The 15,496-nt window shown below is 36.9% G+C and carries 16 protein-coding genes; 7 read left to right on the forward strand and 9 right to left on the reverse strand.

Going from position 1 to position 15,496, the window contains the following annotated elements; translation table 11 throughout:
* Window positions 1-153: 153 nt before the first annotated feature.
* Entirely contained in the window at window positions 154-717 is a 564-nt protein-coding gene (locus BLW74_RS08700) for a hypothetical protein (protein WP_089691777.1), read from the forward strand.
* A 93-nt stretch (window positions 718-810) separates the two neighbouring features.
* On the opposite strand, the gene infC is transcribed toward BLW74_RS08700, so the two are convergent.
* Together infC and thrS are read right to left on the reverse strand one after the other, a co-directional pair.
* The gene (infC, locus tag BLW74_RS08705; RefSeq protein ID WP_027372223.1) at window positions 811-1,311 is read right to left on the reverse strand and encodes a translation initiation factor IF-3; all 501 of its coding nucleotides are present in this window, start codon (window positions 1,309-1,311) and stop codon (window positions 811-813) included.
* Between the two features lie 162 nt (window positions 1,312-1,473).
* Entirely contained in the window at window positions 1,474-3,393 is a 1,920-nt protein-coding gene (gene thrS / locus BLW74_RS08710; protein WP_089691781.1) for a threonine--tRNA ligase, read from the reverse strand.
* A 91-nt stretch (window positions 3,394-3,484) separates the two neighbouring features.
* On the opposite strand from thrS, the gene BLW74_RS08715 reads away from it, so the two are divergent.
* A complete protein-coding gene (locus tag BLW74_RS08715; protein WP_167358400.1) occupies window positions 3,485-4,672 on the forward strand; it encodes a DUF4932 domain-containing protein in 1,188 nt (395 codons plus the stop codon).
* 21 nt (window positions 4,673-4,693) lie between these two features.
* On the forward strand, window positions 4,694-5,668 hold the full coding sequence (locus BLW74_RS08720; protein ID WP_089691787.1) for a dipeptidase: 975 nt from the start codon (window positions 4,694-4,696) through the stop codon (window positions 5,666-5,668).
* 294 nt (window positions 5,669-5,962) lie between these two features.
* Here the strand turns inward: BLW74_RS08720 and BLW74_RS08725 are convergent, their stop codons facing one another.
* Window positions 5,963-7,507: a hypothetical protein gene (locus BLW74_RS08725; protein WP_089691790.1), complete on the reverse strand. Its 1,545-nt coding sequence runs from the start codon at window positions 7,505-7,507 to the stop codon at window positions 5,963-5,965.
* Between the two features lie 148 nt (window positions 7,508-7,655).
* Between BLW74_RS08725 and BLW74_RS08730 the strand changes: the two genes are divergently transcribed.
* Genes BLW74_RS08730 through leuB form a run of 4 tightly spaced genes read left to right on the forward strand, consistent with a single transcriptional unit; the run spans window position 7,656 to window position 11,966 of the window.
* A complete protein-coding gene (locus BLW74_RS08730; protein ID WP_089691793.1) occupies window positions 7,656-8,819 on the forward strand; it encodes a 2-isopropylmalate synthase in 1,164 nt (387 codons plus the stop codon).
* 30 nt (window positions 8,820-8,849) lie between these two features.
* Window positions 8,850-10,238: a 3-isopropylmalate dehydratase large subunit gene (gene leuC, locus BLW74_RS08735; RefSeq protein ID WP_089691795.1), complete on the forward strand. Its 1,389-nt coding sequence runs from the start codon at window positions 8,850-8,852 to the stop codon at window positions 10,236-10,238.
* A 14-nt stretch (window positions 10,239-10,252) separates the two neighbouring features.
* A complete protein-coding gene (gene leuD, locus BLW74_RS08740; RefSeq protein WP_089691798.1) occupies window positions 10,253-10,861 on the forward strand; it encodes a 3-isopropylmalate dehydratase small subunit in 609 nt (202 codons plus the stop codon).
* Window positions 10,842-11,966 carry a 3-isopropylmalate dehydrogenase gene (gene leuB / locus BLW74_RS08745; protein ID WP_089691802.1) on the forward strand — a complete coding sequence of 375 codons (1,125 nt, stop codon included), beginning with the start codon at window positions 10,842-10,844 and terminating at the stop codon, window positions 11,964-11,966. The genes leuD and leuB overlap by 20 nt, the downstream gene beginning before the upstream one ends.
* Before the next feature lie 99 nt (window positions 11,967-12,065).
* On the opposite strand, the gene BLW74_RS08750 is transcribed toward leuB, so the two are convergent.
* The 6 genes from BLW74_RS08750 to BLW74_RS08775 all read right to left on the reverse strand — a co-directional run bounded on the left by BLW74_RS08750 (window position 12,066) and on the right by BLW74_RS08775 (window position 15,339).
* Entirely contained in the window at window positions 12,066-12,248 is a 183-nt protein-coding gene (locus BLW74_RS08750; RefSeq protein ID WP_089691805.1) for a hypothetical protein, read from the reverse strand.
* Between the two features lie 88 nt (window positions 12,249-12,336).
* Window positions 12,337-12,942, reverse strand: a complete 606-nt coding sequence (locus BLW74_RS08755; RefSeq protein WP_089691808.1) for a DUF4230 domain-containing protein — start codon at window positions 12,940-12,942, stop codon at window positions 12,337-12,339.
* Between the two features lie 3 nt (window positions 12,943-12,945).
* On the reverse strand, window positions 12,946-13,509 hold the full coding sequence (locus tag BLW74_RS08760) for a TlpA family protein disulfide reductase (protein ID WP_089691811.1): 564 nt from the start codon (window positions 13,507-13,509) through the stop codon (window positions 12,946-12,948).
* A gap of 3 nt (window positions 13,510-13,512) precedes the next feature.
* Window positions 13,513-13,980 (reverse strand): pyrophosphohydrolase domain-containing protein, encoded by a 468-nt coding sequence (locus tag BLW74_RS08765; RefSeq protein WP_089691813.1) that lies wholly within the window; start codon window positions 13,978-13,980, stop codon window positions 13,513-13,515.
* Between the two features lie 215 nt (window positions 13,981-14,195).
* The gene (locus tag BLW74_RS08770) at window positions 14,196-14,615 is read right to left on the reverse strand and encodes a hypothetical protein (RefSeq protein WP_089691817.1); all 420 of its coding nucleotides are present in this window, start codon (window positions 14,613-14,615) and stop codon (window positions 14,196-14,198) included.
* A gap of 10 nt (window positions 14,616-14,625) precedes the next feature.
* Window positions 14,626-15,339: a glycohydrolase toxin TNT-related protein gene (locus BLW74_RS08775; protein WP_089691819.1), complete on the reverse strand. Its 714-nt coding sequence runs from the start codon at window positions 15,337-15,339 to the stop codon at window positions 14,626-14,628.
* Window positions 15,340-15,496 lie beyond the last annotated feature (157 nt).

Genomic DNA, 15,496 nt, shown 5'->3' on the forward strand with positions numbered 1-15,496 from the left:
TATTTTTGCCAAATGTATAAGTATTCAGCCCGGCAGCCAACAAAACACCTGAATATGCGGAATAAATGGCTGAAAACAGGGATATATGAAGTGGCAGAATTTGAACAATTTTACAAAAACGATAAACCTCTTACTGTAATTTATTTATAAAAAATGAAAAACTTAATAATCAGCCTGTCTGTGGTGGCCGTCTTAGTGGCATCCTGTTCTCCTGCCACAGACAAAAAAGTGGAAAAAAATACTTCTGCAGATACTAAAAAAGAAGCTGCAGCATCTGCTGCCGAGCCAGAGAAGAATGATCCGGCAACAGTAGAAATACCGGCAGATTTTTCAAAGCTGGTTCCCATTGATCTGCTGAATACTAAAAGCACCAATGTATATGATAAGTATGGCATAGAATTCTCCGGAAACTGTTATTCTTGTGATCTGGCAAGCCTTTCTATAACAAAAAAGCAGATCAGATGGACGAATGTATGTGATGAAAAAGATACTTTTGAAATAGATGAATTTTCCTATTCTAATGAAGGAAAGAAAACGATCTTTAAAACACAGGAAAGAACTTACATCATAACCCAAATAGACAAAGCACCTGTCTATGAGCTTGTCATAGAAGGTAAAAAGCTTGATTTAAAAAATAAAAGGATTTCCAGGTATTTTACCACCGAGAAAGCGCTGCCTTTTTTTACAGAACATGATTGCGGAGATTTTGAGGGATAGCGGTAGCGTAGTCCTTAATAATATTTTACTGAATTTAATATAAAAAAGCCTCAAATTACTTTGAGGCTTTTTTATATTAAAATAATGACTTAATTATTTTGCTGGTTTTTTAGGACTCATCATCATAATCATCCTTTTTCCTTCAAGTTTAGGAAGCTGGTCTACTTTACCTACGTGCTCAAGTTCCTGAGCAAGTTTTAAAAGCAAAATTTCTCCCTGATCCTTAAAGATAATCGAACGTCCCTTAAAAAATACGTAGGTCTTTAATTTCGAACCTTCTTCAAGGAATTTTTCAGCATGCTTCTTCTTGAATTCGTAATCATGGTCGTCTGTCTGAGGTCCGAAACGGATCTCTTTTACCACCACTTTTACCTGCTTAGCTTTAAGTTCCTTTTGTTTTTTCTTTTGCTCGTATAAGAATTTCTTGTATTCTAATACTCTCGCAATAAAAGGTTCTGCTTTATCAGAAATTACTACTAAATCCAATTCCTGTTCTGCAGCAATCTGTCTTGCCTTGTCAATTGGATAAATTCCTGGCTCTACGTTATCGCCCACCAAACGAAGCTCTCTCACACGAATTTTATCGTTGATCAAGTGTAAGTCCTCTTGTACCGGACGTCTTTGTGGGCCCCTGTTGTTAAATCTTTGTGCTATTGTATTATAATTTTATTGGTTAATTACTTAATTTAATTGATTCAAATATTAAAATTGAAGATTTTACTAATTCTTTACTCTTTGAATCTTTTTATTTAAAATTTAGATTGCCGCTTCTTTTTTGAAGTAAGCAACAAAATCCTCCATCTTCATGACTCCAAGATCTCCTTCACCACGTCTTCTTACAGAAATCGTGCCTTCTTTTTCTTCATTTTCTCCTACAACAAGCATGAAAGGAATTTTATTCAATTCCGCATCACGGATCTTTTTACCTGTCTTCTCGTTTCTGTCATCAATCTGACCGCTAATATCGTGATTTTCCAAAAATTGTGAAACTTTTTTTGAATAATCTACATATTTTTCACTGATCGGTAGAATAATAAACTGATCAGGGCTTAGCCACAATGGGAAATCACCAGCCGTATTTTCCAGGAGGATAGCAATGAAGCGCTCCATAGAACCAAATGGTGCTCTGTGGATCATCACCGGTCTGTGCTTTTCATTGTCGTTTCCGATGTAATGAAGATCAAATCTTTCCGGAAGGTTATAATCTACCTGAATGGTTCCAAGCTGCCATTTTCTTCCTAAAGCATCCTTCACCATGAAATCAAGCTTAGGACCATAGAATGCTGCTTCTCCGTATTCTACTACTGTTTTTAAACCTTTCTTCTGAGCTGCATTGATAATTGCACTTTCTGCTTTTTCCCAGTTTTCATCAGAACCGATATACTTTTGTTTGTTTTCTGGATCTCTTAATGATACCTGAGTCACAAAGTCTTCAAAACCTAAAGATTTGAATACATAAAGCGTAAGGTCAATTACCTTTTCAAATTCTTCAGAAAGCTGATCCGGAGTACAGAAAAGGTGGGCATCATCCTGAGTAAATCCACGAACTCTTGTTAATCCGTGAAGCTCTCCACTCTGCTCATATCTGTACACTGTTCCGAATTCTGCATATCTTTTAGGCAGATCCCTGTAGCTCCATTGTGAAGTTTTGTAAATTTCACAGTGGTGAGGGCAGTTCATCGGCTTCAGCAGGAATTCTTCTCCTTCATTCGGCGTTTTGATCGGCTGGAAGCTGTCTTCCCCATATTTATCCCAGTGTCCTGAAGTTACATATAATTCTTTTGCCCCGATGTGCGGAGACATTACAAACTCATAGCCTCCTTTTTTCTGAGCATCAGAAAGGAAATTCTCCAGTTTTCTTCTTAAAGCAGTTCCTTTTGGCAGCCAAAGTGGTAATCCGGCTCCTACTTTTTCAGAGAATGCAAAAATTCCAAGCTCTTTACCTAATTTTCTGTGGTCTCTTCTTTTAGCTTCTTCTAACCTTTCAAGATATTCAGTTAGGTCTTTCTGTTTAGGGAAAGAAATACCGTATACTCTTGTTAACTGAGGATTTTTTTCATTTCCTCTCCAGTAAGCTCCTGCTGCATTTAATATTTTAACCGCCTTTACGATTCCGGTATTCGGAATGTGACCGCCGCGGCATAAATCTGTAAAGTTATCATGTGTTACAAAAGTGATTTCCCCATCATTAAGATTAGAGATCAGTTCCACTTTGTAAGGGTTGTCTGCATATGTTTTTAAAGCATCTTCTTTAGAAACCGGGTAAAGAGAGAAGGTGGAACCTTTCTTTGCGTTTTCTAAGATCTTTTTTTCAATCTTTTCGAAATCTTTTTCAGATAAGCTTTCATCCCCGAAATCTACATCATAGTAGAACCCGCTTTCAATGGCAGGACCAATCGTCAACTTAGCATTAGGATAAAACTCAAGGATTGCCTGCGCCAAAAGGTGGGCAGAAGAGTGCCAGAAAGCCTTCTTTCCGAGATCATCATTCCAGGTCAAAAGCTGTACCGTTGAATCCGTGGTTATAGGTGTGGTTGTTTCTACTTGTTTGTCATTAACAATTGCGGAAATGGTGTTTCTAGCCAATCCCTCGCTTATAGATTTTGCCACATCTAGCGGAGTCACTGCTCCTTCGAATTCTTTGACACTATTGTCTGGAAGTGTAATTTTTATCATTGTTTACTAAGAAATTTTAAGATGCAAAAATACGGAATTTTTAGATAAAATACTATATTAGCCTATATTTAGAATGAGAATTAATATTAAAATGAAAAAGTTAGTCGTGGTTTTTGCCTTACTGAATACAGCATTTGGTTTTTCGCAAACAGGTTCTTCCACATTTTCTGTTACTTACAATAAAAATATCGAGACTTATTTTCTGGCGGAAATCCTATCTGCAGAGCACAGAAAAAATAATAAAGATTTTGAGCTTTATAAGATCAAAGAATGTTCGGCATATCAGCCTGTTGTAAAGAACGCACTGGAGAAATACAGCTACTTGAAAAATTCTGAAATTGCTGTTGAAACAGCAAAACTCAATGATCTTTTGATGGAAAAATACGGATCCGGAAATGATGTGCTCATGAAACCTCTGATGTATCATAAAGAATTTCCGGATCTGAAATGGATGAATGATTATCATTTTGAAAACACTCATCTTACAAAAGAACAAAATAGAGAAGCAACAGATTTAATTAAAAATTATCTTTCAGAACTTGCAAAATTCTACATTAAGGAGGATCTCGGGCGGTTTTTTAAAGATAATGAAAATTTCTACAAAGGAGGAATAGCGGAATACAGCAGACAGATCCCTGAAGGATTTACGAAAGCCATGGAACAGTTTTATGGTGAACGTTTTAATTCCTATACGATCATTATTTCCCCAATGATGATGTGGCCCATTGAAGATAATGAAGGAAGAGGAATTGGCACCCATGTTATATTACCCTCCGGACAACAGAATATTTATGAGATTGCAAGTCCTTTTGTAAGGGTACAGAAACCTGGAGAATTCGGCTATGATCATCAGTTTCAGGCACGGTTTCTGAGTGTTCATGAATTTGGACATTCATTTGTTAATAAAGAAGTCAATCGTCATAAAGATAAGCTTACAAAGTTTAAAGATTTATTTGAAAAGTCAAAATTAAAGGAAACGATGATCAAAACCGGAGGATACGGAGATTATCTGACCTGTGTTGCTGAGCATTTGGTACGACTGGGCGAGATTGAAACTGCCAGAATTCAAAAAGATGATCAAAGGCTGGAAAGGCTTAAGGACTATCATTTGAAAAATAATTTTATTTTTCTTCCACTCTTGGAGGAAAAAATAAAAGAATATAACTCTGACAGAAAAAAATATAAAACATTTGGAGAGTTCATCCCCAAACTGCTTCAGGTCTTTGAAAACAGTTCAGTGTCATTTATTGATAATGAACTTGATAAAATAAAAAAATAAAAATTCCAATATTACAATACAATGAATGTTATAAATATTGATCTGCACTGCGATTTGTTATATTATTTGCTGAGATCTGATGCAACACTTGATGACAGGGAAATTGGCTGCTCGCTGCCCTATCTGCAAGACGGAAATGTAAAGCTTCAGATTATGGCTATGTATGCGGGAACAGGAGCCGATAGCACTGTATATGGTGTAAAGCAAAGTGAATTATTCTCAAATCTGATTAAAAATGAAAACTTTTTTCTTTTTAATCAGGACAATTATGAAGCTGCCGACAATAAAAACCGCATAGGAGTTCTTGCTTCTATAGAGAATGCATCTGCATTCTGTAACGAAAGTCAAAGTCTGGATTCCGGATTCAAAAATCTGGAAACAATTATTGAGAATGTAGAAAAAGTCTTCTATATCGGTATTACGCATCATCTTGAAAACCGTTTTGGAGGCGGAAATAATGCAACAGCAGGTTTAAAAGATGACGGAAAAGTACTGATAGATTATATTGCAGGCCGGAAAATTGCCATTGATTTAGCACACACAAGTGATCAGCTGGCCTATGATATTTTCAATTACATTGACCAGAGAAACTACACAATTCCTGTTCTGGCAAGCCATTCTAACTACAGATCTGTTTATAAAAACAATAGAAATCTCCCTGATGAACTGGCAAAGGAAGTGATCAACAGAAAAGGTTTGATTGGTCTTAATTTCATCAAGGATTATGTTGATGACAGTAATCCCGAAAGAATCTATGAACACATTCAGTACGGATTGGATCTTGGCGGAGAAGATAGTTTAGCCTATGGAGCAGATTATTTTTACTGGAAAGATCATCCCGACACCTCGCGTCATCCTTTTTTCTTTCCTGAACATGCCAATGCATCTGTATATCCGCCGCTCAATAAGGAAATTGAAAAGCGTTTTTCATCAGATTTAATGGAGAAAATCAGTCATAAAAATGTACTGAATTTTATAGAAAATCTATATAAATAAATTGTTTTTGTTTTATTAAATCAAAGCATAATTAACAGGTCGCTCCTCCGGAGCTTTCTTTTAAAGACACTTCATTTTTCTACTAACAGCAGATCCCGATGAGATCAAATCCAGCTCCAATAGGACCTAATTGTTAATGGGACATATTTTTTAAAAAATTAGAGCTCCGGAGGAGCGACCTGTTAATACTAAATCTGTAAAACTATATTTAAAAGAAAATAGATTTGTATGTTTTATTTTACATGAAATAAAATATGATAAAATGCTATAAAATAAATGTTTATGTGATTTTATTTAATGCTTTCTTTTATACTTCACTTTCTGCTTGATAATCTCAATCACATCCACATTCTGGACTTGAGATTTAATCCAGCCATGGATATCAATATAGAATAGTGACCTTCTGTAATATTCGTTTTGAGAAAACTCTTCAAGTTTTTTGTCAAAGCTTTCAAATGCTTTCTGTCTTTGATCCAATACCTGATTATTAAGTTCCTTAAAAAACTGAATGCTCTCAAAGTGGAACTCTTCCGGTTTTTTCATTTTCTTCGCAAATTTCAAAGTTGAAGTAACAAATTCATCATAATCTTCATCATTTCCAGACTCGTATTTTGCCATTAAGATCAGAATTCTGGTATGAAAAAGCAGGTCTTCCTGAACATTTCCTTTGGACTCAATGACTCTCATAGAATACTCGATAGATTTTTCAAACATCTTACTGCCGAAAAACATAGCGGCCATTTTAAGATAGAGAATCATAAAGTGGTGCTCATCAATTCGTTCCCGGAGTCTTTCCATTTTTAGCTCTACTTCCGGAATAAGCTTGGTTCCTGTAAAGAATTCTCCTTTTACAAAGTGAATATTCATCAATGTATTATACTGGGTAAGGAAAATTAAAGATTGAAGGTTCTCGTTCTGTACAAAATTCTCGGCATGTACCATTTTATTGAAATTCTCAAAATGCTCTTCCAGAATATCAATATTCCCGTACAGAAAAAGAATTTTTAACAGATAGGTATTCCCTTTAATGTACCAAACCGGATGGCTGTAGATCATTTCCGGTTTTTTATGAAAAAGATCTACCCACTGATAAGCATATTTCAAGGTGTATTTGTAGTCCTGTAAAAGCTGGTTTTTCCATACATGAGCTTTATAGTACCAAAGCTTTTCTGTGAAGTTCAGCTTTTCAGGGTTGATGTTTTTAATCTGGGCATTAAAAAAATCGAGAACCTCCTGTCGGTCTGCATCATTCTTTACATAACCGTGGGTAAGCATTTCACTGTATAATTTCAGCGAAAGATTGGATAATTTCGTGGTGTAACGGTTCTGTTTGCTGATCTCCTGAGACTGTTTGATAAGTTCTTCCGCACGGCCTTCAATACTTCGGGTAATGAATTGTGATTCAATTACTTTCTCGAGATCTATAATTTCAGAAGCAATACTTTTTTCATCCAGTTCCAGTGCAGTTTGCTTGGTCTTGTCCAGTATTTTTAAAGCTTGCTTATAAAGCCCTTTCTGATAAAGAATATTCGCGAAATCCAACTGTTCACGAAGCTGGATCCTGTAATTTTGATGACTCGGGTTCATGCGCAGACTTACCAGAATCTGCTTATAAAGATGAGCCTTAAGGTTAGAAAGCTGCTGTTTGGTAGAAATTTTTTTCTCAATAATAATGCTTTCATCATATTCCTTCATCTTGTCCATTTCGGAAAACAGCAATAGAAATTTAGCATCTACGTTAATCCCGAGACGGTTTACATACAACTTAAATTGTCGTTTTTCAGAGGTGGTCAATGACTTTACCAATACAAACAAAAAATCTTTCTGCAATTCTGCCATTGTAAATTTTTAAAAATTAAAACATTGATTAATAGATTAATATGGTCATTTTTTCAACTGTTGAATATTGTAATTTTCAAAAAAAGCGAAAATGGAAAAATATTGCAAGCTGTAGTTTTGAACCAAAATTAAATAAAAAACTTCATTTATGAGTTCTGAGAAAATTGAAATTTTTGATACCACACTGAGAGATGGGGAGCAGGTTCCGGGTTGTAAACTGAATACGGAACAGAAGCTCATTATTGCGGAAAGGCTGGATGCTCTGGGAATTGATGTTATCGAAGCCGGATTTCCAATTTCCAGTCCTGGAGATTTTGAATCGGTTTCGGAAATTTCAAAACTGGTGAAAAATGCAAAGGTGTGCGGACTCACAAGGGCGAACAAAAAAGATATTGATGTTGCAGCAGAAGCCCTGAAGTTGGCAAGAAAACCAAGAATCCACACGGGAATCGGGACTTCGGATTCTCATATCAAATACAAATTCAACTCAACCAGAGAAGATATTATCGAAAGAGCGGCAGATGCCGTAAGATACGCAAAAACCTATGTGGAAGACGTAGAATTTTATGCTGAAGATGCAGGAAGAACGGATAACGAATATCTTGCAAGAGTTTGTGAGGCGGTTATTAAAGCAGGCGCAACGGTTCTGAACATTCCCGATACCACAGGATATTGCCTTCCGGAAGAGTATGGTCAGAAAATAAAATACCTGAAAGAAAATGTAAAAGGGATTGAAAAAGCAGTGCTTTCATGCCACTGCCACAATGATCTCGGGCTGGCTACTGCTAATTCTATCGCTGGAGCGATCAACGGAGCGCGTCAGATTGAATGTACCATCAACGGATTAGGAGAAAGGGCAGGTAATACAGCCTTAGAAGAAGTGGTTATGATTTTGAAGCAGCATAAAGACCTGAATCTGCATACCAATGTCAATTCAAGGATGCTGAATGAAATGAGTGCAATGGTATCTGATCTCATGGGAATGTCTGTACAGCCTAACAAAGCTATTGTAGGAGCAAATGCCTTCGCGCACAGTTCAGGGATTCACCAGGATGGAGTGATTAAAAACAGAGAAACTTACGAAATCATTGATCCTGCAGAAGTAGGAGTAAATGCCTCTTCAATTGTTCTTACAGCCAGAAGCGGACGCTCAGCCTTAGCCTACCGTTTTAAGCATATCGGATATGAAGTTACTAAAAATGAACTTGATTATCTGTATCAGGAATTCCTGAAAATTGCTGACCTTAAAAAAGAAATTGGCAATGATGATCTGAGTATGATGATGGATTCTTTCAGCAGAAAAATAGGATAGGTTTGATATAAAATCAAGATAAAGTAAACAATGAACAGCAATAAAAAGACACTTTTTGATAAAGTTTGGGACGCTCACGTGGTAGAAACCATTCCTGACGGCCCTCAGATCATCTACATAGACAAACATCTGATTCATGAGGTAACCAGCCCTCAGGCCTTTGCAGAGCTTGAATCCAGAAATCTGGAACTCTTCAGACCGGAACAGATTGTAGCCACTGCAGATCATAATGTTCCTACATTGCATCAGGAGCAGCCCATCAGAGATGAGCTTTCAAGAAATCAGGTAGAACAGCTTACAGAAAACTGTAAGAAAAATAATATTGAACTTTTCGGACTGGGACATCAGTACCAGGGAATTGTTCATATCATTGCTCCGGAACTGGGAATCACCCAGCCGGGAATGAGCATTGTCTGCGGTGACAGCCATACTTCTACACATGGAGCATTTGGATCTATTGCGTTCGGAATCGGGACCAGCCAGGTAGCCCAGGTTTTTGCGAGCCAGTGTTTGTTACTGAACAAGCCAAAATCAATGAGAATTACTGTTACCGGAAAACTCAATGAAAACGTTCAGCCTAAAGATGTTATTCTTTATATCATTTCAAAAATAGGGACAGACGGGGGAACAGGATATTTCTGTGAATATGCAGGGAATGTGTTTGAAGAAATGTCGATGGAAGGAAGAATGACGGTATGTAATATGAGTATTGAAATGGGAGCCAGAGGAGGAATGATTGCTCCGGATGAAACCACTTTTGAATACGTACAGGGAAGAAAATTTGCACCACAGGGAGAAGACTGGAATGAAAAATTAGCCTATTGGAAAACATTGAAAACAGACGAAGGAGCTGTTTTTGATAAGGAGCTGAGCTTTGATGCATCAGACATCTATCCCATGATTACCTACGGAACTAATCCTGGAATGGGGATTTCCATCCGTGAAGTTATTCCTGCTCCTCAGAACGAATCTGAAGAGAAAGCATTACAGTATATGGGTCTGGAAGCCGGTCAGGCAGTTAACAGCATCAAAGTTAACTATGTTTTCATCGGAAGCTGTACTAATGCAAGAATAGAAGACTTCCGTTCTGCAGCTCAGTATATTAAAGGAAAAAGCAAATCAGAAGCTGTAAAAGCGCTCATCGTTCCGGGATCCCAACAGGTTGTAAAACAAATTTACGAGGAAGGTTTGGACAAAATATTCAGTGAGGCAGGATTTCAGATCCGTCAGCCGGGATGTTCAGCATGTCTCGCAATGAATGATGATAAAATTCCGGAAGGAGAATATTGTGTTTCCACCTCCAACAGAAACTTTGAAGGCAGACAGGGACAGGGTTCAAGAACAATTCTTGCCAGTCCGCTTACTGCAGCAAAAGCAGCCATAGAAGGTAAAATCTCAGCTTTTGAAAGTGTAAACTAACAGATTAAAAGTACATGCAAAAATTAGTTGTTTTAAAATCCCGCGCAGTTCCACTGCCGGCAGAAAATATAGATACAGACCAGATTATTCCGGCGAGATTCCTGAAAAGTATAGACAGAAAAGGTTTTGGAGAAAACCTGTTCAGAGACTGGAGGTTCAATATCCATACAGGAGAGCCCAATCCTGATTTTGTTTTAAACAATCCAAAGTTCGGCGGTGAGATTCTGGTTGCAGGAAATAACTTCGGCTGTGGAAGCAGCCGTGAACACGCAGCCTGGTCTTTGACAGATTATGGGTTTAAAGTAATTGTTTCCAGCTATTTCGCAGATATCTTCAAAGGAAATGCCCTGAATAACGGACTTCTTCCCGTAAAAGTCTCCGAAGAATTTTTAAAAGAAATCTTGGAAGGGATTAATGAAAATCCGGATAATGAAATCTCCATTGATGTAGAGCTGCAGTCCATCAGCTTTAAAGACACCACTGAAACCTTTGAAATTGATTCTTATAAAAAAATATGCCTGCTAAACGGTTATGACGATATTGATTTTTTAATCAGCAGAAAGCAGACGATCAAAGAATTTGAATTAAAAACACAAAAAGCAAATGAGCGACAATTATTTTAAAATCGCGGTTCTTCCCGGAGATGGGATAGGCCCGGAAATCATCAGTGAAAGCATTAAAATATTAGATGTTATTGCAGAAGCTTTTCAATGCAAATTTCACTTTGAGTATGGGTTAATAGGTGCAGATGCTATTTTTAAAACAGGAAATCCACTGCCTGATGAGACATTGAAAATTTGTAAAGAATCTGATGCGGTGCTTTTCGGCGCTATTGGTGATCCGTCTTTTGATAACAATCCCGAAGCGAAAGTGAGACCTGAACAGGGATTACTGAAACTTCGCAAGGAATTAGGTTTGTTTGCTAATATCCGTCCATTAAAAACGTACGCATCTCTGATTGATAAAAGTCCTTTGAAAAGAGAAATTATTGAAGGGGCTGATATTCAGATTTTCAGAGAGCTGGTGAGTGGAATCTATTTTGGTGAAAAATTTACAGATCCTGAAGGTGCTTATGCCTATGATATCTGCAAATACAGCCGTGAAGATATTATTCCGATTGCGCATATGGCATTTCAGGAAGCTCAGAAAAGAAAGAAAAAGCTTACGCTTATTGATAAAGCCAATGTTTTGGATACTTCAAGATTGTGGAGAAAGATATGCCAGGAAATTGCACCGGAATATCCTGACGTACAGCTGGATTACATGTTTGTAGATAATGCTGCCATGCAGCTGATTCTTAATCCGAAGCATTTTGACGTTATTTTGACTGAAAATATGTTTGGTGACATTATTTCAGATGAAGCCAGCGTAATAGGGGGTTCTATCGGGTTGCTCCCATCTGCTTCAGTAGGAGAGAAAAATGCTTTGTTTGAGCCTATTCATGGATCCTATCCGCAGGCAAAGGGAAAAGGAATTGCAAATCCTGTAGCGTCTATTTTAAGTGTCGCTATGATGCTGGATCATCTTAATCTCAAAGCTGCAGCAGATAAATTGAGACAATCTGTAGAACACGCTATTGAAAACAAGTATGTAACGGTTGATCTTAACACCAAACAATATTACTCAACAAGTGAAGTGGGAAGCTTTATTGCAGACCATATCAGATATTCCGAGAAGTCTTATTATAATTTTGAAAATATCAAGATCGGAAAATCAACCATTGTATAAAAAAAGTTCATTTAGATAGTTAGAAAGAAAAGTTCCGCCTCATATGAGACGGAATTTTTCGTTTTCTTTTAAAATTATATTGAGCCCTCACAGCTTTCACTATTTTGTATTATCCGTTTTTCCTGATTTATTTTTAGAAGATTTCTGCACATCTTCTTTATCAATATCGGGCGGATTGGTCTTTTTCGAAGAGGCAGGAATATCCTGGAAATCCTGATTTTGCTTTTGGGTTTCTGCAGCATTGGCAGATTCTTTCTTGGTAGTGTTTCCTTTTTTATCCATGACTTTGAATTTTCAATATTATGTGTTAATATGATAATATCATTCAAAGTGTTTGCCAAAATCGCGAACTGATAAAGTTTTATTCTTCTTAAAGACCCAAAATACCAATTTTCCCGGTTTTATCCTCTATTTCGTAATTTAAAGCTTTGGCTAAAACGAAAACATTATTCAGGTTTTCCATCAGCTGCTTACGGCCTTCCGTTCTCAACTGATTCTGATCAATTGATTTTTCTGCTGTTTCCTTAGCTTTCTGAGTGACACTTTTGATGTCTTTTTCCGAAATTCTGTTAATGAAAGAATCATCCAGAGATTGAATTTCAACGCTCGGAGTAATTCTTATTTCAGCATCGGGAAGTTCGGTAATAATGAGTTTTTTGTTGATGGAATCTACTTCGATCTTCATTTTGTTAAGATCATAAGAAACCTGAGCATTGGTCTTGGTATAAGTAATAATGCTGTTGCTGGAAATTTCTTTCCCAAAAACTTCATAACCCATTTTGGTCTTTTGCATACTGGAAGTATTCTGTTCCATAACCACCATCTTGTTCATCTTGGAAATCTGATTGGTGAGGATATAATAATCCGACTTTTCAGTTTTATTTCCGGAATTCAGACAGGATTTAAGACCAAAAAATACCAGTACCATTGCGCCGGCACCAGCAATAAAGGATAATATGGTTTTGTAATTTCTCAAAATCTATTTAAAAATTTCTTTAATGACAGATGTATCGTTCTTTTTCAAAATCTGAACTAAATCTCTTTCAATATATCCGGTGGTAGGCATTTCTATAATTCTCCCAACTTCTTTTCCATATCTTTTCAGGATAATGGTAGGAACTTTTTGAATATTGTAAAGACTTTCATCACCTGCAGGAGATTCTTTCTTGCGGTTTACAGCAATGATGGTGAGTTTGCTTTCAGGATAATTAACGTCTTCCAGTATTTTCATTAATCTGGGAAAATCTCTGTGGCTGTCTTCACACCAAGTTCCCATAAAAACAATGATATCATAACTCCCGATTTTTCCTTTTTTCAGCTCACTTACTGCTTGTTTGTCAAGAACATACTCGTCATGCTCTTTTACATACCAATCTGCATAAGGAGCTTTCAGAAACTGTTCTTTTAATTGGTTTCCTAAAAGCATTTTGCCATCTTTCTGGGTATCAACCTCACGGTTAACCACTACTTTTTGCGCACTAAGCTGTTGTGCCGCTAAAAATAAGCTTGAAAAGACAACGATATTGGTAATAAATTTTTTCATATTCTATTTTTCAATAATTGTTTTTAAATCAGCAGGTGAGTAGTATTTGTTTTTCAATACTTTATGATCTGCCTGTCTGTACACATTGAATTTTTCTCCAGACTTTTCATAGAAAGAGTCTACTTCCTTTTCTTTATAAAATTCAACAGTTTCTTTTGCCTGTTCTTCATTATCGCATGCTTTCGACATATTGGAGCGCTGAACTTCGTTGAATAGCTCTACAAATTTGCTGCCAAGTCCGAATTCAAGCACAGCACCACTTAAAACATACTGAAGATCACACAAAGCATCAGCAATTTCCACAATATTGTTATCTGCAATGGCCTGCTTCAGTTCGTTTAATTCTTCCTGTAAAAGTTCTACTCTCAGATTGCATCTTTCCGGAGAAGGAATTTGTGGGGTATCTAAAATAGGGGCTTTGAAAGTAGTATGGAATTCTGCTACTTGGTTCAGACTATCAATTTTATCCATGAATTTTTTTATTTCCCACAAAGATAGAAAAGGATTTCTAAAATGTGAAATGTACACCAGAAAATCTATGGATAAACGCCGGATAAAAAGGTTTGAATAAAATTGAATACAGCATATCTTTAGCAAAAAATATCTGTCAGACCAGTGGCAAAGTTTAATCAAAAAACCACAACTGTGAAAATTGTGGTTGTAATTTGAAGGTATTTTCTACTGAATTATTTTAATTTTTCATATTTCCAGACGCCGGAGATATTTAATATCATTAATCCCGGTTGTTTTTCACCGTAGCTGAATACACATAGGTATTTTGAATGACAGGAAGAGCAGTCTGTACCAAAATACAAAGTGGGCATGTTATTAACGGTCAGCTCACCGAAATGAAACATGCTCTGAGAAGTTCCGTTGGCGATTCCGTGTTGCAATAATTCATCTTTAGATAATACCTTATTTTCATGGTATAGCTGAACGATGGGAAAGCCTGATTCGTAAGGAGCTATCTGAAGTATGTTTTGGTGCCCGCAATTACAGCAGCTAAAAGTTGTTTTCGCTGAGGGAAGAGCTTCATCATTGATGAAAGTGCTTTTCTCAACAGGAGCTTTTTCTTTAATGTTTATTTTTTCTGATAGTGAATACATTTGAATGGATTTATGGCTGAATGACCGTGCCTGCTAAGTTAGGATATTTTCCGCTTGGACTTCTCTTAATGGTAATTTTCACGTAACCTTCCTCTGCCAGTTTATTCCATGTTTTCTGATATCCTGTATTGATGTCCACAGGGATTTTCCACATCGTCTGTTTTCCTTTTCCTGCCTGATTAAACCATGGAATAATGTCTGCTGTCTGGGTTTTAAACTGCATGGAGTTATTCAGTACATCAATTTCGTAATAGAAATCGTATTTGTCTTCAGCCTGATTTAGAGCTCTTTGGGTAAAAGTGTATACGTATCCATTGATGATCGGACTGGTAAAGCTTCCGCCTAAAGTAGGAACTCCTGTGCCGTTGTAAGTACCGACAGCACCGCTGTACCTGTCAAACTTCTGCCCAACCTGTAAGGAAACATCATCAACGATATTGTAGCCTCCGTTGGCCGGCGGCCATCCGCCGTTTAATCCATTAGCCTTAAAAAGTGATTCCAATTCACTCCATTTTCCTCTTTTGTACAAATCGAACGCCTGGTTTCTTACAGCCTGGCTTACTGAATTATTGTTGTCATACGTGGCTGCCAGCTCATCTGCGTTTTTATAAAATACAGTGGTAACTTCAGGGTTGACATCCATCACATCATCATTGTCCGAGCTACAGGCCACCGAAAAGGAGGTAACGGTTAAAAAGAAAATGTACTTAAATAAATGTTTCATATAAAAAATTTTAAATTATTTTAAAATTATTGTGAGATCAAAGGGATTACCTTTTTGAAACATTATTATAAAATCCTGGGTGAAATACTGATTGGAGCAGTATTGACGTTTTCAATCAAAATCAGAAATGCCCAAGGCAGGGCAGGGTGTATTAGTA

It is taken from the genome of Chryseobacterium culicis (assembly GCF_900108365.1).
GTDB lineage: Bacteria > Bacteroidota > Bacteroidia > Flavobacteriales > Weeksellaceae > Chryseobacterium > Chryseobacterium culicis.